Source organism: Micromonospora sp. NPDC051141, assembly GCF_044455765.1.
GTDB lineage: Bacteria > Actinomycetota > Actinomycetes > Mycobacteriales > Micromonosporaceae > Micromonospora.
This window is the reverse complement of record NZ_JBITFD010000009.1, coordinates 47021-64797: the sequence shown is the minus strand read 5'-3', so window position 1 is coordinate 64797 and position 17777 is coordinate 47021. Positions and strand designations below refer to the sequence as shown.

The window sequence follows — 17777 nt, the reverse complement described above, 5'->3', positions numbered from 1 at the left end:
TCCGCCACCGCAACCGCCTCGACCCCCAGCTGCGCCGGCCCCTCCGGCGCCGGGGGGGGCCCCCCCCCCGCCGGGCCCCGCCCCACCACCCCGAACCCCTTAACGACGTTCGTCCATATTGACGGATATCACCGGCAGCGGCAGACTCTCGGACCACCACCACCCCCGATCCCGCTCCCGGGAGGGCGCCATGAACCGTCCCCACCTGCCGCTGAGGCGTACGGCCGCACGACTGGCCGCGCTCGCCGCGGCCACCGCCGGCGTGCTGCTCGCCGTCACCGCGCCCGCCAACGCCGCCGTGCCCGCCGGGCGCTACGTGGCGCTCGGCGACTCGTACACCGCCGGCCCGCTGATCCCCACCCAGGTCGACCTGAACTGCCTGCGGTCCAACCGCAACTACCCGACGCTTGTCGCCGCGTCCGCCGGGTCGTCGTCGTTCGCGGACGTGAGCTGCTCCGGCGCCACCACCGACGACATCCTGTACGGCGGCGACGGCCAGCTCGGCATCAACCTGCCGCCGCAGCTCAACGCCGTCACCTCGGGCACGGCGCTGGTGACGGTGCAGATCGGCGGCAACGACATCGGGTTCTCCGGGATCATCAGCGACTGCGCGGAGGCGAGCGTCAGCAGCCCGCTCGGCTCGCCGTGCAAGGACCGGTTCACCGCCGGTGGCACCGACCAGCTCCGGGCCCGGATCGCGGCCACCGTGCCGAAGGTGACCACCGTGCTGCGCTCGGTCCGGCAGGCCGCGCCGAACGCGCGGGTCGTGGTGCTCGGCTACCCGGCGATCCTGCCGGACAGCGGGTACGGCTGCTGGCCGGTGGTGCCGATCGCCTACCAGGACGTGCCGTACCTGCGCGGGGTGGAGAAGGCGCTGAACAGCATGCTGGCCGACACCGCGGCGGCCAACGGCGCCAGCTACGCCGACGTCTACACCCCGTCGATCGGCAAGGACGCGTGCAAGAGCAGCGGCACCCGCTGGGTGGAGGGCCTGGTGCCGCAGAACTCGGCCGCGCCGTTCCACCCGAACGCCCGGGGCGAGCAGGGCATGGCCACCGCCCTGCTGGCACACCTGAACTGAGTCGATCCCCCGGCCGAGCCGGTCCCGCCGAGCGGCGGGGCCGGCTCGTCGCCGTTCGGCGCGGCCCGATCGCCGGCAAATATTTTCGCTCGGAAGAGTAGGGGTGAAGGGTATCGACAGGACGGCCCGCGCCGGGATAACGTGCCGACACTCACATCCGTCGATCGATCGGATGCCGAGCGCCGTCGCCGAAGGAGCGCCATGCCCACGTCCCGATCCGTCCGTCTGCGGCGCCGAGGTCTGCTCGGCATCCCGGCCCTGGTGGCCGCCGCGCTGACCGTGGTGGCCCGTCCCGGCGCGGCCGTCGCCGCGCCGAAGGCGGAGTGCCTGGCCGACCTGCTCCAGGAGCGGTGATGGCCACGATTCCCTGGCTGGTGGATGTGCTGCGGGCCGCCGGCGTGCAGGTCGTCGTGAAGGGCGACTGGCTCAACCGGGCCCGCCCCGGCTCGTTCGACCCGATCGGCGTGCTGTGGCACCACACCGCCGCCACCTCCAGCGCCACCAACCCGCACCCGGCGCTCAACATCTGCATCAACGGTCGCCCCGACCTGGCCGGCCCGCTCTGCCAGGCGCTCGTCGACTACCACGGCGTGTTCCACGTGATCTCCGCCGGGCGGTGCAACCACGCCGGCGTCAGCGGCGGCAGCGGGCCGATCCCGGCGGGCGACGGCAACACCCTGATGATCGGGTGGGAGATCGACTACAACGGCGTGGACCAGCGGATGACCACCGCGCAGTACACCGCCAGCATCGCCGCCACCGCCGCCGTGCTCACCCGGCTCGGCAAGGACTCCAGCTATGCCCGTGGGCACCGGGAGACCAGCACCACCGGCAAGATCGACCCGTCCTTCATCGACCTGAACACGATGCGGGCCGACGTCGCCGCGAAGATGGCCGGCGGGGGCGGGGGCTGGACCTCGATCGTGGACAACGCGACCGCCGGCCGCTTCTCCGCCAGCGGCAACTGGGGCGTCTCGTCCTTCTCCGGGCAGCGCTACGGCGCCGACTACCGCTACGCCGACCCGGTCGCCGCCAGCGACGCCGCCTGGTACAGGTTCAACGTGCCGCGCACCGGCAACTACCGGGTCGAGGCGTGGTGGCCGGCGAACGCGGGCTACAACGCCTCGACGCCGTACGTCGTGGCCACCACCACCGGCAACCGGACCGTCTACGTCGACCAGCGGGCGACCGGCGGGCAGTGGCGCACCCTCGGCACGTTCACGCTGGCCGCCGGCGACGCCGACCGGGTGGCGGTGAGCCGGTGGAGTTCCGCCGCCGGCCTGGTCATCGCCGACGCGGTCCGGCTCACCGAGGTCTGACCGGACCGGCCGAGATCTGGTCGGTGCGGTGGCGGTATCGGGTACGCCCGACACCGCCACCGCACCGGGAACCGGTCGGTCAGGCCGCGCCGTGCCGTGGTGCGGCCCGGCGACGTCGGCCCCACACGGTCAGCGTGATGCCGACCAGCAGCACCAGCCCGCCGACGACGGAGAGCGGGAGCAGGAACGAACTACCGGTGATCGGCAGCTTGCCGTGGTGCCACGGCCACGGGCCGGGCTTGGGACCGGGCCCGGGATGCGGACCGGGGCCCGGCTTGATCTTCACGTGGACGCAGAGCGTGGCCTCCGGTGAGACGGGCGCCGGGCCGGACGGCGGCGTTCCGGTCGCGGTCGCGGTGTCGGTGATGCAGCGCTCCTCGGCGTCCGCCTTGGACACGGTGTAGGTCGCGGCACAGGTGATCGTCTCCCCCGGCGCCAGGGTGACCTCACCGTTGGGCGTGTTCTCCGGCCCGCAGGTGATCGGCCCGAGGTTCGCCGGGTCGGCCGGCGGCGCCAGCGTGTCCGTCACGGTCACCCCGGTCAGCGGCACCGAGCCGGTGTTGGTGACCTGGAAGCGGTACTCCACCCGCTGACCGACCTTGTGCACCTCGGTCGGATCGGCGGACTTCGTCACCACGATGGCCGCGCCCCTGGTGACGGTCACCGTGGCCGAGGCCGGACCGGACCGTACCGGGGCGGGCGGCTCCTGGCCGGGAACGGTGGGCGGCGTACCGACCGCGACCGCGGTGTTGGCGATCCTCCCCGCCTCGACGTCCGCCTCGGTGATCGTGTAGGTCGCGGTGCAGGTCGTGCTCTGCCCCGGCGCGAGCGTGGTGTCGGCGCAGGTGATCGCCGAGGGTCGTCCGCTGCCGGAGAACGCGGTCTCGTCGATGGTGACGCCGGAGAGGGTGGTGTTGCCGGTGTCGGTGACGACGTAGCGGTAGGTGACGACGTCACCGGCACGGGACACCGTCTCCGGCGTCACGCTCTTCGCCAACGCGATGCCCGGGTGCAGGATCGGGATGTCGTACGTCGACGGCCCGGAGACCGGCGCCGGCCCGCGAGGCGGGGTGCCGGTGGCGGTCGCGGTGTCGAGCAGCGACGCCTGGGCGAAGTCCTCCGCCGAGACCGTGTAGGTGGCCCGGCATTCGACGGACTCGCCCGGCGCCAGCGTGACGGTACCGTTCGGCACGTTGTCCGGGCCGCACGTGATCGCGGTCTGGTTCTCACGATCGGCCGGCGGCAGCAGGGTGTCGTTCACCGTGACGTTGGTCAGCGTCGAGCCACCGGTGTTCACCACCCGGTAGGTGTAGTCGACCTTCTGACCGGCCTCGGTGATGGCGACCGTGGTGGACGACTTGACGACGTCGATGCTGGCCACGGGATTGGCGTCCGGCAGGGTCAGCGTGGACGGGTCGGAGTCGATCGGTGTCTGGCTGCCGGCCGGGGTGCCGTGCGCGGTCGCGGTGTCGGTGAGCGAGCCGTGGTCGAGGTCGGCCTGGGTGACGGTGTACGTGGCCGTGCAGGTGGTCGACGCGCCCGGCGCCAACGTCGTCACCGGGCAGGTGATCGGGCCCAGGTCCGCGTTCGACGACGGCGGCGTCTGCACGTCGGTCACGTTCACGTTCGACAGCGTGAGCCCGCCGGTGTTGACCACCACGAACAGGTACGGCACCTGCTCCCCGACCGCGACGAACTCGGTGGAGGTGGACGTCTTCTCCACGCTGATCGAGGCGTTCACCTCGGCGCCCGGGACGGTCAGCGTGGACGGGTCCGAGTCGACCGGGGTCTCACCGCCGGCCGGGGTGCCGTGCGCGGTCGCGGTGTCGGTGAGCGAGCCGTGGTCGAGGTCGGCCTGGGTGACGGTGTACGTGGCCGTGCAGGTGGTCGACGCGCCCGGCGCCAACGTCGTCACCGGGCAGGTGATCGGGCCCAGGTCCGCGTTCGACGACGGCGGCGCCTGCACGTCGGTCACGTTCACGTTCGACAGCGTCACGCCACCGGTGTTCGTCACCACGAACCGGTACGGCACCTGCTGCCCAGCCGAAACGATCGCGGTGGTGGTCGACGACTTGACCACCGTGATCTCCGCAGCCGCCGGGGTGGCCGCGATCGTCAGCGTCGACGGGTCCGAGTCGATCGGCGTGGTGCTGCCCACCGGCGTGCCGTGCGCGGTCGCGGTGTCCGACACCGAGCCGACGTCGAGGTCGGCCTGCGACACGGTGTACGTGGCCGTGCAGGTGGTCGACGCGCCCGGGGCCAACGTGGTGGCCGCGCAGGTGATCGGTCCGAGGTTCGCGTTCGACGACGGCGGCGTCTGCACGTCGGTCACGTTCACGTCCGACAACGTCAACCCACCGGTGTTCGTCACCACGAACCGGTACGGCACCTGTTGCCCGGCGGCGGTGATCGTCGTGGTGGTGGAGGACTTCACCACCTCGATCGCCAGCGTCACGGGCGTCGCCTCGATCGTCAGGGTGGACGGCTCCGAGTCGACAGGCGTCGTGGCGCCCGGCGGCGTGCCGTGTGCGGTCGCCGTGTCCGACACCGAGCCGTGGTCGAGGTCGGCCTGGGTGACCGTGTACGTCGCCGTGCAGATCGTCGACACGCCGGGCGCCAGGGTGCTCGTCGGGCAGCTGACCGGCCCCAGGTCCGCGTTCGACGACGGCGGCGCCTGCACGTCGGTCACGTTCACGTTCGACAACGTCAACCCACCGGTGTTCGTCACCACGAACCGGTACGGCACCTGCTGCCCGGCGGCGGTGATCGTCGTGGTGGTGGAGGACTTCTGCACCGAGATCGACGGGGTCAGCACCTCGGCCGGGATGGTGAGGTCGCTGGGCTCGGAGACCACCGGCGTGCCCCCGCCGGCCGGCGTGCCCCGCGCCGTCGCGGTGTCGGAGACGCCGCCGTGGTCGAGGTCGGCCTGGGTGACCGTGTACGTCGCCGTGCAGGTGGTGGCCGCGCCCGGGTCGAGTGCGGTCACCGGGCAGGTGATCGGGCCCAGGTCGGCGTTGGACGACGGCGGCGTCTGCGTGTCGGTGACAGCGATGCCGGTCAGCGCGACACCGCCGGTGTTGACCACCCGGAACGAGTACGGCACCTGCTGCCCGACGGATCCGATCAGCGCGGTGGTCGACGACTTCACCACCGCGATGCTTGCCGGCGTGCCGCCGTTGCAGGTCAGCGTGGTGCTGAACGGGAAGTAGTGGATCTCGCCGCCCTCGTGGTCGAGCGTGCGGGTGATCACGCTGCCCTCGGTGTTGCTGGCGGACAGGTCGGTGAAGTCGGCGTTCGGGGCGTAGATGCTGCCCTCGACGGTGCGGGCCCCGGCCGTGAGCGTGAGCCGGGTCGCGGTCGGAAAGTTGATCAGGAGGTACTGGGCCTGCTGGCCGCCGATGCCGGCGAAGTTCGGCGCGGTCCAGTCGAACGTGTTGCCGACGCCTGTGGTGTCCACGTTGATCAGCAGCGGCGTGGTCGCGGTGGGCTGGCTGCGGAAGGTGAGCGTGTCGATGTTGTTCAGGTCGGTGGCGCCGATGTTCAACACGTTTGTGACACCGCTGGTCAGCGTGATCACCGCGTTGCTGCCCGGCGGGATGGGCCGGGGCAGGACGTTCCCGTTGGGGTCGGTGAGCACCACCGTGTTCTCGCAGCCGGCGAGGCCGGTCGAGGTGGACCGGAACGACGCGAAGGCGTCGGCGAAGTTGATCGGCGAGGTGGGGCCGACGCTGCCGACCGGCTGCCGGACGGTCAGCTCGACCCGGGGAAAGGCGTCGTAGTTGTCGCTGGGTAGGATCCGGGTGTTGACCGCGGCGCCGTTGTTGTCGGTGTCCCGGACGAACGTGCCGGTGAGGTTCCCGACCTTGGCGTACCCCTGGGACAGCACCTGGAGCCGGGTGCCTGGCACGCTGCCGGCGAAGTCGACCCGGCCACCGACCACGAGCGCGGTCGGCCGGCTGTCGCCGGGGACCACGAACGAGCCGGCGGTGTTGTTGGCGAGCTGGTAGTTGCCGAAGGAGAGATCACCGCCGACGGCCATGGTGCCCTCGTTCTCGTTGGTGACCACCCTGGCGTCGCCCTCGGTCATCACCCCGAAGCTCTGCGCTGCCGCGACCGGGTTGACCGGCCCGATCGCCCGCGCCGCCGGTGGTGGCGGCTGGTCACCCGGCGCGGCCGACGCAACCGCGACCGGTAGCGGCGCGGTGAGCGCCGCGACGGCCACGACCGCGGCGGCTCGCCGCCACGGACCATTGAACGTCCTGATCATCATTCCCCCGCTTGTCCGATTTGGGGGGATATTAGCTAGCCGACGGTCGACCGAGGATCACTACCCGGAACGTGAGCCCCCGTCTCGAACCGTTCGCGGGAGATCGTGGTCATGGACCCGGGCGCCGACCAGCCGGAGCGGGTCCGCCGGATGCGGGCTGCGGTGCCGGACGATGAGAAGCTCCTGGCCATCTTCACCGACGTGCTCGACTGCTTCCTGCGGCACCTGAGCGCCACCCCTGCACAACACCGGCGTGCTGGACCAGGACGATTTCTGGCGCACCGTCGCCGAGTGCGTCACCGGGTACGCCGACACGGTGCCGCACCTGGCCGAGCGGATGCGGCGGCACGACTGTTCGCGCCGGAGTTCCCGCCGTCCTGCCTCAACCGGCCCCAGCTCCGGAACAACAGGCAGATGGTGGACCCTACCGATGGTTTGTCAATCTGTAAGTGACAAATCCACAGTGCAGGTCGTGCATACGTTCGGTCGGTGAGACGACCACGTCTGTACGGGCCCGGCGAGTTGGCTGCCCTGTTCGGCGTCTCGCGTCAGCGGGTCCTCCAGATCACCCGCCGGCCGGGTTCCCCGAGCCGCTCGCCCGACTGATCGGCATGAACGTCTGGGACGCGGACGAGGTGGACGAGTGGGCCCGGCACCACCGCCCGCCCCGCCCCACTGACGGCGACGCGCCGGGCTGACCAGGGCCGACCGGCTGGCCCGATAAGCGGTCGACGACCGGCAGGCTGCCGCGGGCCCATACCGCAGTGTGCCTACAAACTTGAGGGCGTGAATGACCCGCGCCACGGGTCGGGCTGAACCATCTACGCCATCAAGTTTGTAGGCACGTCGGACACCCGTCCTCACGAGCAGAGTTCCGTGCCACGCCGCGCCAGCCCCACGGTGCAAAGCCGGGCGGGTCAGTGGTGGATCGGTATGACCAGGGAGCGGTCGCAGTGGGGGCGGTCCTCGGGCAGATGCGAGGCGACCACGACTGTCGACTCCGGACGGCGGTCCAGCGCGGCCCAGAACAGCGCCCGCGCCTGCGCGTCGAGGGACCGGCCGGGCTCGTCCAGCAGGATCACCGGCGGGTCGCCGAGCAGGGCGCGGGCGACGGCTCAGCGCAAGGGTGCCGGCCAGGCAGCGCAGCAGTGTGGTCTTGCCGGCGCCGTTGCCGCCGGTGAGCAGCAGGCGGGTGCCGGGGGCGACCTCCAGGTCGAGGCCCGAGAAGATCGGACGCCCACTGAAGGCGCGCCCGGCACCGTGCAGTCAGTCGCAGCATGTCGGGCCCGCGCGGTCCAGCGCGACGTAGGCGGACTTCCCGACGTCCAGCAGCACCGTCTCGTCCCCGCTGGTCCGCCACGCGACCCGGTCGCCGCGGACCCGGTACGACACGGACGGTTCACCTGTCATCTCGGTGCCTCCAGATCGGGTCGTCCCTCGGGGGCCGACAGGCTGGCCAGCCACACCTGCTGCACCAGCGCCGCGGTGCGTGAGTCGAACCGCCGGCGCGACCACTCCCGGCGCAGCGCCGCCACGTCGACGAGCGAGTCGTCGACACCGCTGCCGTCCCAGGCGCTCACCAGCTCGCGGGTGGGCGTCCGGAGGAACACCTCGTCGAAGGCGGTCTTGGGGCGCGGCGTGATGATCACCGGGGGCAGCGCGGCGTCGGCGATCGCCGCGAGCAGCTCCCGACGCGACGGGGACCGCATCCGGCCGTGCCGGGCGAACAGCGCGGCGGCGAACCGCTCGTCCAGCAGCGGGGTCACGGCCAGCACGTCGTGGTCGGCGGCGATCGCGGCGAGGCCGACCCGGGTCATGGTGAGGTCCCGGCGGCGCAGGTGCCAGGCGATCCGGGCGGCCAGCCGGTGCGGTTCGGCACGCTGCTCGGCGGTGAACGCGCGGCGCGCCTGCCGGGCCACGTCCGGGCGCAGCCAGGGCAGCAGATCCGGTGGCCGGCGTCGCAGCCCGGTCCGGAGCCGGCCGAGCCGGGCCCGCAGCGAGCCGGGACGCTGCCGCCAGCCGGCGAGGATCTGGTTCCCGCCGACGCCGGTGAGCAACGCGCCGCCGCGAGCCAGCTCCACGATCGGCAGGTGCAGGTGCCGGCTCGGCGGGTGCATCTGCCCGTACCGGGTCAGCAGTCGGCGGGCGACCGGTCCGACCAGGTCCAGGTCGTCACCGGCGTGGAGGATCTGCCACTGTCGGGTCAGGTCCAGCTCCGCAATGATCTTGGCTTGCCAGGGCGTCTCCCGCGCGCGGGGGGCGTCGGTGAACCGCCAGGTGACCGGCACCGGGTCGGGCAGCCCCTCCCATCGGGCCACTCGGGTGGCGATGGCCAGCACCGGCGAGGAGTCCAGCCCGCCGGAGAAGCTGACCAGGCAGGGCGGCCGGCGCAACGCCGGCAGCACGGCCCGTTCCAGGGCCGCCAGCGGCGGCAGCGCCGAACCCGGCCGGGCGGTCGGCGCGGGCGGGTCCAGGCCCAGCACGACGCCGTACGCCACGTCGCGGGCGGTGGGACGCGGAATGAGGTCAGTCACGGGGGAGCACCCCGCTACGCCCGGCCACCCGACACCGGGACGGCACATCGCCGGCAGCCGGATTTCCGGGTACGGCGACAGCCGCCTCGACGCCTCTCATCCGCACCTCCTCCCGGCATGGCCACCCGACCTCGGTCCGCGACCCGTCGCGGGTGCGGGGACCGGCCGACCGGGGTCGGCATCGTCGCCTGACTCCGGTCGGCCGGCCGTCTGCGCCCGGCCGGGTGCAACGGCTCGGACAGGGCAGACGGTAGAGCCGGGAGACGGCACCGACCGGGGAGGTTTGGACAGTCAACTACCCGACAGTTTCGCTCGCCGCGTCGCGTAACCACCCGGACGTACTTCTTGGACCGAACCGATTCGGTGCCGAAAAGCCGACACCGTGACCGCCGTTTTGTTGCCAGTCGATGAACCGGCATGGCGTCCCGCGTCGCGCGGTGTTCGCGAATCGACCAGTCAATTGCGGAAAGTGGATGGGCTGTTTTGGTCGGCGTGTCGCCCCCGGCTCGAACGTCCGCGACAAAACCGTTGCCGGTCGGCAAGTGACCCGTTTCATCCACGGGTACGAGCCCCGGAATCGGCGCAGTGGGAGGTGACACGTGTCCGTGCGGCGGACCGGCCGATCGGAGTCGGCCGACCACGACGTGGTGGAGACGGACGACCCCGAGCACGCGCACCACCTCATCGCCCGACGGTACGGCGACCACCGGGTCCGGATCTCCGGGTCACGGGACCGCTTCCGCTACCGCCGTTCCACCGTGACCGCGGACGAGCTGGAGATCGACGAGCTGCGGTACACGTTGGGGACCCGCACCGCCACGCCCCCCTATCCCGGCTTCGCCGCGGTGACCGTGACGCACGGCCGGTACGGCTTCCACACGCCCGACGAGGAGCTGCGCCTCAGCCCCGGCACCACCGGCCGCTATCCGAACGATCCGGCCACCCTGCTCTCGGACGACGTGGCAGCCTCCGTCGTCCGGCTGCCGATGCCCCGGATCGCCACGGTCGCCGCCACCCGCACCGGGCTGCCCGTCGCCGCGTTCCGCTTCACCGCGCTCGCGCCGCTCTCCCCCGCCATGGCGGCCCTGTGGCGGTCGACCGCGGCCTACCTCCGGCACCAGCTCACCGACGACGCCATGCTGGCCAGCCCGCTGACCCGGGCCGGCCTGGTGGACCTGGCCGCCGCCACCGCGCTGGCGGTGTTCCCGAACACCACCATGACGGCGCCCTACCTGCCCGCCCCGCCGGCCGTCCGCCCGGCGTCGGTGCGCCGGGCCGCCGAGTTCATCGAGGCCCACGCCGCGCGTCCGCTGACCCTGGCGCAGATCGCGGCAGCCTGCGACGTCGGCCCACGCGCGTTGCAGGCCGCGTTCCGCAAGCACCACGGGCAGAGCCCGATGGCGTTCCTGCGCGCGGTCCGGCTCCGGCGGGCCCACCGGGACCTGACGCAGGCCCGACCGGGACAGACCGTGGCCGGCATTGCCCGGCGCTGGGGCTGGGCCCACCCCGGGCGGTTCGCGAGCGCGTACCGCGAGACGTACGGCTGTCACCCCGGCGACACGCTGCGCGCGGCGGGAGTGCCGGCACCGCCGGAGCGGGAGCGGTGACGGACGACCGTCCGGCACAGCGGTTCGAGCTGTCCACCCGGGACCCGGACGTCGCCCGCCGGGCCATCGCCGAGGCGTGCGGCGAGCACCACCCGCGCTTCCGGGGCACCCGACGCGAGTTCCACTTCGCGTGGCGGGGGGTGCAGGCCGGGCCGCTCGGCCTCACCCGGGCCGCGCACTCCATGGACGCCACGGCGGAGATCGGACCGTACCCCGACTTCCTGGCCGTACACGTGGTCCGGGGCCGGTTCCGGTTCGTCGACGACGACGACGAGCTGCTGCTGCCGGCCGGCGGCGTCGGCCGGTATCCGCTGCGCCGGGCGGTGCTGTCCTGGACCGACCCGCTGACCACCACGATCCGGCTGCCGATGGACCTGGTGGCGCGCGTCGCGGCCACCCGGGCGGAGACGGCCCCGCACACGTTCCGCTTCCTCGGCCTCGCGCCGGTGTCGCCGGCCGCGGCCCGGGCCTGGGCGCACCTGTCCGCGTTCCTGTGCCGGATGGCCGCCATCGGCGACGACGGCCTCGACCAGCCGCTGATCCAGGCGTCGCTGGCCGACCTGACCGCGGCCACCGCGCTCACCGCCTTCCCGAACACCACCATGACCAGCAGTTACGTGCCGCAGCCCCGCCGGGTCGCGCCCTCGGTCGTCCGGCGGGCGCAGGCGTACCTGGACGAGCACGCCGCCGCACCGGTCACCGTGGCCCAGGTCGCCGCCGCCTGCGGCGTGGGACCACGCGGACTCCAGGCCGCCTTCCAGCGGCACCTCGGCTACAGCCCGCTCACCTACCTGCGTCAGGTCCGTCTCGCCCGCGCCCACCGCGACCTGCTGACCGCCGACCCGGCCGGTGGCGCGACGGTCGCCGGCGTCGCCCGCCGCTGGGGCTGGACCAGCCCCGGCCGCTTCGCCGCCGCCTACCGCGAGGCGTACGGCCGGCCGCCGCGCGAGACGCTGCGCGAGTGACGCCGACGACCCGTTGCGGATCGACGGCTCGCGCGTTCTTACCGGGAGGAGTTCCGACCGGACGGAGGCACGGCCCCCATGACGACCGGAGCGGGCACCGAGGTGCACCGACACGAACTGGTGACCCGGGACCCGGACGTCGCCCACCACGCCATCGCCCAGGCGTACGCCGAACACCGGCCGCGGTTCGCCGGCTCCCTGCACGGCTTCCGCTTCGCGCTGCGCACCGCGCAGGCCGGGTCGCTCGGGCTGGACCGGATCGTGCACTCGATGGACGCGCGGGCGCGCACCGGCCCGTACCCCGATTTCATGACCGTGCACGTGCTGCGCGGCCGGTTCCGGTTCGCCGACGGCGACGAGGAGCTGCTGGCCCCGGCCGGCGCGGTCGCCCGCTATCCGCTGCGCCCGTCGGTGCTGGGCTGGACCGACGTGGTCGGCACCATGATCCGGCTACCGCACGAGCGGGTGGCACACGTCGCGGCGATCCGGACGGACACCGCGGCGGCCGACTTCCGGTTCCTCGGCCTCGCGCCGGTGTCGGCGGCGAAGTCCCGGGCCTGGGCGCAGCTCTCGGCGTACCTGCACGGGTTGGGCGACGAGGCGCTCGCCCAGCCGATCCTGCGGGCGTCGCTTGTCGACCTGACCGCGACCACCGCGTTCACCGTGTTCCCGAACACCACCATGACCGCCGGCTACCTGCCGCAACCGCGCCGGATGACACCGGCCGTGGTGCGGCGGGCGCGGGCCTGGCTGGACGAGCACGCCGCCGAGCCGGTCACCGTGGCCCAGGTCGCCGCCGCCTGCGGCGTCGGAGCGCGCGGATTGCAGGCGGCGTTCCAGCGGCACGACGGCCGGAGCCCGACCGCCTACCTGCGCCGGGTCCGGCTGGACCGGGCGCACCGGGACCTGCTCGCCGCCGAGCCGGGCGGCACCGAGACGGTCGCCGGCATTGCCCGCCGCTGGGGCTGGGCCAGCCCCGGCCGCTTCGCCGCCGCCTACCGGGAGGCGTACGGCCGGCCGCCGCACGAGACGCTGCGTGGGTGACCGGTCAGCTCTCGGCCCGACCGGCCCGCCAGTAGCCCATGAACGCCACCGCCCGACGGTCGAGCCCACGGTTGGTGACCAGGTGCCGGCGCAGCCCTCGGATCACCGCCGCCTCGCCGGCCAGCCAGGCGTAGAGCGCGGCGTCGGTCGGCCGCTCCGGCACCTCCCAGAGGACCTCCCGGTCGACGTCCACCTCGGCCGGCGGCGGGCCGGCCGGTGACCCGGTCGGCGGCAGCAGCCGGGCGGCGAGGGCGGTCACCGCCTCGGTGAGCCGGCTGCCGTGCGGAGCGCCGCCCCGGGGCAGCCAGGTCACCGTCATGCCGGCCGGGACGCGGCACGGCAGTTCGTCCCCCACCGTCGGCACCTCCACCACGGCGTGGCCGTGCGCGTCGGCCGGCAGCCGGTCCAGGATCGCGCAGATCGCCGGCGCGGCGGTCTCGTCGCCGGCCAGCAGCAGCGTGGCGCCGGCCGGCGGCCGGAACTCGACGCCGCCGTGCGCGCCCGGCCAGCCGGCGTCCGGGCCGACGAGCGCGAGCCGGTCACCGAGGCGGGCGCGGCGGGCCCACCGGGTGGCCGGGCCGCCGTCGCCGTGCAGCGCCACGTCCACGTCGATCTCGTACGCCGCCGGCCGGGCCGCCCGGACCGTGTAGGTGCGGATCGGGCTGCGCTCGTCCGCCGGCAGGTCCCGCCACCGCTGGTACCAGTCCGGCCCGGCGGGCAGTTCCGCCGCGCCGCCGTCCACCAGCGGCAGCGCCAGTTTGATCCGCTGGTCGTAGCCGTTGTCGGCGAACCGGTCCAGGTCCGGTCCGGTGAACGTGACGCGCAGGAACGACGGGCCGAGCCGGCGCAGCGCGCGGACCTCGACGGTGAACACGCGCCACGGCGCGGCGGCCAGGGTGCTGGTCATGGTGACTTCCTCTCGGGCTCAGCGGACGCCGGCGGCGGCGCGGGAGCGCCACAGCAGCCAGACGAAGTAGGGGGTGCCGATCAGCGCGGTGACCAGGCCGGCGGGCACCTGCGCCGGGGCGATGACGGTGCGGCCGAGCGTGTCGGCGAGGCTGACCAGCGTGGCGCCGAGCAGCACCGCCACCGGCAGCACGCGGGTGTGCCGGCCGCCGACCAGGGCCCGCGCGGCGTGCGGCGCGACCAGGCCGACGAAGCCGATCACCCCGACCGCCGACACGGCGGTGGCGGTGAGCAGCGCGGCCAGGCCGAGCGCGACCAGCCGGGCGCGTTCCAGCCGGACGCCGAGCACCCGGGGCGTGTCGTCGTCGAGCGCCAGCAGGTCCAGTTCCCGGCGTACCGCGGCCACCACCGGCACGGAGACCAGCAGCGCCAGCGCCACCGGCAGCACCTGCGGCGCGGTCCGCCCGTAGGTGGAGCCGGACAGCCAGGTCAGCGCCTTGCCGGTGTTCCACGGGTCGGAGGAGACCACGATGAACGTGATGACCGCGGCGCCGCCCTGCCAGACCGCGAAACCGATCAGGACGAGCCGGTCGGAGTTCAGTCCCCGACGCCGTGCCAGCCCGTAGACCAGTGCGAACGCGGCGACCGCGCCGAGTCCGGCCGCGCCGGAGAGCGCCAGCACGCCGGCCGTCGGGGCGAACGTCAGCAGCGCCACCGCGCCGATCCCCGCGCCGCCGGTGATGCCGAGGATGCCCGGCTCCGCGAGGGGGTTGCGGCAGACCGCCTGCACGGTGGTGCCGGCCAGGGCGAGGGCCGCGCCGGCCAGCAGCGCCGCCGCGACGCGCGGCCACCGGGCGTCCAGCACGAAGGTGTACGCCGGCCCGGTGCGCCCCTGGAGCCAGTTGACGATGTCGCCGAGCAGCACCCACGTGTCCCCGGCGAGCATGCCCACCACCAGCGCCGCGACGACCGCGATCGCGCAGACCGTGACGACCGAGGTGTGCACGGCGCGGGAGCGCACGGCGGCGTGGCCGGCCGGAGGTTGCCGGGTGGGCCCGGCGTCGCGGTGCCGGCGGGCCAACCAGACCAGCAGCACCGCGCCGAACAGCGTGGTGACCACGCCGGTGGGCACCTCCACCCCGGCCTGGCCGCCGAGCACGGCGCGCAGCAACACGTCGGAGCCGAGCACGATGATCACGCCGACCAGGCCGGCCAGCGGCAGCAGCACCCGGTGCCGGTGCACCTCGGGCACCCACCGGCCGAGCAGCCGGACGATCACCGGCGCGCCGAGCCCGACGAAGCCGATCGGGCCGGCGAGGGTGACCGCCGCGGCGGAGAGCAGCACCGCGAGCAGCACCACGACGAGCCGGGTCCGGCGTACGTCCAGCCCGAGCACGGTGGCGGTGTCGTCGCCGAGGGCGAGCAGGTCCAGCCGGTGCCCGAGCGCGACGAGCAGCAGCGCGGCGAGCACGATCACCGGACCGAGCTGGGTGACCGCCACCAGGTCGCCCTGCACGAGCGAGCCGTTGCCCCAGGCGAACAGCCCGATGGTGGCCTGCTCGAACAGCAGCAGGAGCAGCATGGTGAGCGAGGCGAGCGCCATCGCGGTGGCCGAGCCGGCGAGGATCAGCCGGGTGGTGGCGGCCTGGCCGCCGGCCGACAGCAGCATCACCAGCGCGGCGGCGGCCAGCCCGCCGCAGAACGCCAGTCCACCGGCGGGCAGCGCCGGCAGCGCGATGCCGAACGCGGCGGTGGTCACGATCGCCAGGTGCGCGCCGGCGTTCACGGCGAGCGTGTCCGGCGAGGCGAGCGGGTTGCGGGTGGTGGACTGGAGCGCCGCGCCGGCGAACCCGAGCGCCACGCCGACCGCCAGGCCGGTGAGCAGGCGCGGCAGCCGGGAGGCGACAAGCACCCGGGCGGTCTCGTCGTCCGCGCCGGTGAGCAGCCGGAGCAGGTCGAGCGCGCCCACCGACGACGTGCCCTGGGTGAGGTGCATCGCGGTGACCGCGACCAGCAGCGCGGTGGCGAGCAGGAACGCGCCGGCGACCCGGCGGCGGGCCGGTGGCGGCCCGACCGGAGCCGGCCGGGTGGCCGGCTCCGGTACGGCGGTGGCGATCATCGGCTCAGGCCGTGTAGACGGCGACGAGCTGGTCGACGTACTGCTTCGCGGACAGGGTGCCGCCGAACGTCCAGATGCCGTTCGGCATCTTGTGCAGCTTGTTCTGCTGCACGAACGGCAGGGAGCGCCAGATCGCGTTGCCGGCGAGGCCGTCGGCGAAGACGTCCTGCCCGTCCGAGGCGTTGTAGAAGAAGTGCAGGTCCTGTCCCTTGAGGACGTTGAGTCCCTCGACGTCGGTCTGGCCCAGGCCCCACATCTCGTCGGTCTTGCCGGTCCAGGCGTTCTTCAGGCCGAGCTGGATGCCGAGCTGGGAGACGAGCGCGCCCTGGCCGAACATCCGGATGGAGACCGTGCTGCCCTCCTTCCAGCCGTCGGCGAAGGCGAACTGCCGGCCGGCCGCGCCGGCGTCGGCGATCTTCTTCCGCCCGTCGGCGAGCGCGGCGTCGAAGTCGGCGAGCAGCTTCTCGGCCTGCGCGGTACGGCCGGTGGCGGTGGCGATCATGGTGAGGTCGGACCGCATCCGGGCGAGGTTGTCGGCGGCGTCGCTGCCCTTGGTGACCAGCACCGGGACGTACTTCTCCAGTTGGGTGACGATCGCGGCGCCGCGCTCGGCCTCCATCACCACCAGGTCCGGCTGGAGCGCCACGATGGCGTCGACGCTCGGCTCGCCCCGGGTGCCGACGTCCTTGACGCCCGGGTCGAGCGGGGCGGCGGTGACCCAGGTGGCGTACCCCTTGGGGTCGGCCACGCCGACCGGCATCACGCCGAGGCCGACGAGCATCTCCACCTCGCCCCACTCCAGGCCGACCACCTTGGCGGCCGGGTTCTTCAACGTGATCGCCTTGCCGCGGCTGTCGGTGACGGTGACCGGGCCGGTGGCGGTGGCGTCGGAGGGGGACGGCGCGGCGGCGGGCGTCTCGGTGGTGCCGCAGCCGGCGATCAGCAGCGCGGTCGCGGCGGCGGCCAGCAGGGTCAGACGGGTACGCAACATTGGCTTTGTTTCTCTTCTGTCGTCAGGACTTGTGGTGTTTGCCCACCGGGCGGGTGGAGAGCAGGCCGGTGACCGGGTCGGCGGTCACCTCGACGCGGATGCCGTACGCCTCGGTGAGCGCCGCCTCGGTGAACACCTCGCGCGGGGTCCCGGCGCCGCGCACCCGACCCTCGTGCAGCAGCACGACCTGGTCGGCGACGGCGGCGGCCTGGTTGAGGTCGTGCAGCACCACGCCGACGGCCACGCCGGCGGTGTCGGCGAGGTCGCGCACCAGGTCGAGGATCTCCACCTGGTAGCGCAGGTCGAGGAACGTGGTCGGCTCGTCCAGCAGCAGCACGGCGGTGTCCTGGGCCAGGCAGGTGGCCAGCCAGACCCGCTGGAGTTCGCCGCCGGACAACGCGTCGACGGGTCGGGCGGCCATGGCGGCCACGCCGGTCACCGTCATGGCCCGGTCGATCGCGGCCGGGCCGTCCGGGTCGCCGGCCCGCCACCGCTGCCGGTACGGGTGCCGGCCGTAGCCGACCACGTCCCGGACGGTGACGCCGCTCGGGGTGGGGCGGCTCTGCGCCAGCAGCGTGACCCGGCGGGCGAAGTCGCGCGCCGACAGTGCCCGGGCCGGGGTGCCGTCGGCGAGCACGATCTCGCCGTGCTGGAGCGGGTGCAGCCGGGCCAGCCCGCGCAGCAGCGTGGACTTGCCGCTGCCGTTCGGCCCGACCAACGCGGTCACCGCCGCCGGCCGCAGCGTGATGGCCGCGTCGTGCACCACGGTGGTCCCGTGGTAGCCCAGGCGCAGCTCACTGCCCCGCAGGCCGTCGGCCCGCATCGTTCCGCTCGTCACGAAGGTTAGGCTAACCTAACCGCTGATCACCCTGTCAAGCCGGGTCGACATCCGTCCGGGTGCGTTCGTTGTCGCCGGGACGACAACGAACGCACCCGGAATCGCG

The 17777-nt window shown here is 73.7% G+C and carries 15 protein-coding genes and 2 pseudogenes; 7 read left to right on the top strand and 10 right to left on the bottom strand.

The window, feature by feature from the left end:
* Positions 1–190 precede the first annotated feature (190 nt).
* The 3 genes from ACIA6B_RS18350 to ACIA6B_RS18340 all read left to right on the top strand — a co-directional run bounded on the left by ACIA6B_RS18350 (position 191) and on the right by ACIA6B_RS18340 (position 2400).
* On the top strand, positions 191–1081 hold the full coding sequence (locus ACIA6B_RS18350; RefSeq protein WP_396774703.1) for an SGNH/GDSL hydrolase family protein: 891 nt from the start codon (positions 191–193) through the stop codon (positions 1079–1081).
* A 201-nt stretch (positions 1082–1282) separates the two neighbouring features.
* Positions 1283–1435 (top strand): hypothetical protein, encoded by a 153-nt coding sequence (locus tag ACIA6B_RS18345; RefSeq protein ID WP_281942069.1) that lies wholly within the window; start codon positions 1283–1285, stop codon positions 1433–1435.
* A complete protein-coding gene (locus ACIA6B_RS18340) occupies positions 1435–2400 on the top strand; it encodes an N-acetylmuramoyl-L-alanine amidase (RefSeq protein WP_396774701.1) in 966 nt (321 codons plus the stop codon). Before ACIA6B_RS18345 ends, ACIA6B_RS18340 begins: the two co-directional genes overlap by 1 nt.
* A gap of 79 nt (positions 2401–2479) precedes the next feature.
* Here ACIA6B_RS18340 and ACIA6B_RS18335 read toward each other — a convergent pair whose 3' ends face one another.
* Both ACIA6B_RS18335 and ACIA6B_RS18330 read right to left on the bottom strand, forming a co-directional pair.
* On the bottom strand, positions 2480–4480 hold the full coding sequence (locus ACIA6B_RS18335; RefSeq protein ID WP_396775057.1) for a hypothetical protein: 2001 nt from the start codon (positions 4478–4480) through the stop codon (positions 2480–2482).
* 1050 nt (positions 4481–5530) lie between these two features.
* Positions 5531–6670 (bottom strand): annotated as a pseudogene (locus ACIA6B_RS18330) (choice-of-anchor A family protein); the annotation flags it as partial.
* Between the two features lie 108 nt (positions 6671–6778).
* Here ACIA6B_RS18330 and ACIA6B_RS18325 point away from each other — a divergent pair.
* Positions 6779–7120 (top strand): IucA/IucC family C-terminal-domain containing protein, encoded by a 342-nt coding sequence (locus tag ACIA6B_RS18325; protein ID WP_396774699.1) that lies wholly within the window; start codon positions 6779–6781, stop codon positions 7118–7120.
* A gap of 464 nt (positions 7121–7584) precedes the next feature.
* Here ACIA6B_RS18325 and ACIA6B_RS18320 read toward each other — a convergent pair whose 3' ends face one another.
* From ACIA6B_RS18320 to ACIA6B_RS18305, 4 genes and pseudogenes are all read right to left on the bottom strand, one after another.
* A complete protein-coding gene (locus ACIA6B_RS18320) occupies positions 7585–7749 on the bottom strand; it encodes an ABC transporter ATP-binding protein (RefSeq protein ID WP_396774697.1) in 165 nt (54 codons plus the stop codon).
* A 52-nt stretch (positions 7750–7801) separates the two neighbouring features.
* Positions 7802–7879 (bottom strand): annotated as a pseudogene (locus tag ACIA6B_RS18315) (ATP-binding cassette domain-containing protein); the annotation flags it as partial.
* Between the two features lie 54 nt (positions 7880–7933).
* Positions 7934–8077 carry a hypothetical protein gene (locus ACIA6B_RS18310; RefSeq protein ID WP_396774695.1) on the bottom strand — a complete coding sequence of 48 codons (144 nt, stop codon included), beginning with the start codon at positions 8075–8077 and terminating at the stop codon, positions 7934–7936.
* Entirely contained in the window at positions 8074–9201 is a 1128-nt protein-coding gene (locus ACIA6B_RS18305) for an asparagine synthase-related protein (RefSeq protein WP_396774693.1), read from the bottom strand. Before ACIA6B_RS18305 ends, ACIA6B_RS18310 begins: the two co-directional genes overlap by 4 nt.
* 599 nt (positions 9202–9800) lie before the next feature.
* Here ACIA6B_RS18305 and ACIA6B_RS18300 point away from each other — a divergent pair.
* The 3 genes from ACIA6B_RS18300 (at position 9801) to ACIA6B_RS18290 (ending at position 12817) form a co-directional block, all read left to right on the top strand.
* Positions 9801–10808 (top strand): AraC family transcriptional regulator, encoded by a 1008-nt coding sequence (locus ACIA6B_RS18300; protein ID WP_396774691.1) that lies wholly within the window; start codon positions 9801–9803, stop codon positions 10806–10808.
* Positions 10805–11773 (top strand): AraC family transcriptional regulator, encoded by a 969-nt coding sequence (locus tag ACIA6B_RS18295; RefSeq protein ID WP_396774690.1) that lies wholly within the window; start codon positions 10805–10807, stop codon positions 11771–11773. Before ACIA6B_RS18300 ends, ACIA6B_RS18295 begins: the two co-directional genes overlap by 4 nt.
* A 78-nt stretch (positions 11774–11851) precedes the next feature.
* On the top strand, positions 11852–12817 hold the full coding sequence (locus tag ACIA6B_RS18290) for an AraC family transcriptional regulator (protein WP_396774688.1): 966 nt from the start codon (positions 11852–11854) through the stop codon (positions 12815–12817).
* 4 nt (positions 12818–12821) lie between these two features.
* On the opposite strand, the gene ACIA6B_RS18285 is transcribed toward ACIA6B_RS18290, so the two are convergent.
* Genes ACIA6B_RS18285 through ACIA6B_RS18270 form a run of 4 tightly spaced genes read right to left on the bottom strand, consistent with a single transcriptional unit; the run spans position 12822 to position 17656 of the window.
* Positions 12822–13724, bottom strand: coding sequence for a siderophore-interacting protein (locus ACIA6B_RS18285; RefSeq protein WP_396774686.1), 903 nt, complete (start codon positions 13722–13724; stop codon positions 12822–12824).
* Positions 13725–13742: 18 nt separating this feature from the next.
* Positions 13743–15842 carry an iron ABC transporter permease gene (locus ACIA6B_RS18280; protein WP_396774684.1) on the bottom strand — a complete coding sequence of 700 codons (2100 nt, stop codon included), beginning with the start codon at positions 15840–15842 and terminating at the stop codon, positions 13743–13745.
* Between the two features lie 4 nt (positions 15843–15846).
* Positions 15847–16833, bottom strand: a complete 987-nt coding sequence (locus tag ACIA6B_RS18275; protein WP_396774682.1) for an ABC transporter substrate-binding protein — start codon at positions 16831–16833, stop codon at positions 15847–15849.
* 22 nt (positions 16834–16855) lie between these two features.
* Positions 16856–17656: an ABC transporter ATP-binding protein gene (locus ACIA6B_RS18270; protein ID WP_396775055.1), complete on the bottom strand. Its 801-nt coding sequence runs from the start codon at positions 17654–17656 to the stop codon at positions 16856–16858.
* Positions 17657–17777 lie beyond the last annotated feature (121 nt).

Bases quoted from the DNA above. Each gene is read 5' to 3' on its own strand.
- ACIA6B_RS18325 (WP_396774699.1), top strand. From the start codon at position 6,779: ATGGACCCGGGCGCCGACCAGCCGGAGCGGGTCCGCCGGATGCGGGCT.
- ACIA6B_RS18275 (WP_396774682.1), bottom strand. From the start codon at position 16,833: ATGTTGCGTACCCGTCTGACCCTGCTGGCCGCCGCCGCGACCGCGCTG.
- ACIA6B_RS18350 (WP_396774703.1), top strand. From the start codon at position 191: ATGAACCGTCCCCACCTGCCGCTGAGGCGTACGGCCGCACGACTGGCC.
- ACIA6B_RS18290 (WP_396774688.1), top strand. From the start codon at position 11,852: ATGACGACCGGAGCGGGCACCGAGGTGCACCGACACGAACTGGTGACC.
- ACIA6B_RS18310 (WP_396774695.1), bottom strand. From the start codon at position 8,077: ATGACAGGTGAACCGTCCGTGTCGTACCGGGTCCGCGGCGACCGGGTC.
- ACIA6B_RS18270 (WP_396775055.1), bottom strand. From the start codon at position 17,656: ATGCGGGCCGACGGCCTGCGGGGCAGTGAGCTGCGCCTGGGCTACCAC.
- ACIA6B_RS18340 (WP_396774701.1), top strand. From the start codon at position 1,435: ATGGCCACGATTCCCTGGCTGGTGGATGTGCTGCGGGCCGCCGGCGTG.
- ACIA6B_RS18280 (WP_396774684.1), bottom strand. From the start codon at position 15,842: ATGATCGCCACCGCCGTACCGGAGCCGGCCACCCGGCCGGCTCCGGTC.
- ACIA6B_RS18285 (WP_396774686.1), bottom strand. From the start codon at position 13,724: ATGACCAGCACCCTGGCCGCCGCGCCGTGGCGCGTGTTCACCGTCGAG.
- ACIA6B_RS18345 (WP_281942069.1), top strand. From the start codon at position 1,283: ATGCCCACGTCCCGATCCGTCCGTCTGCGGCGCCGAGGTCTGCTCGGC.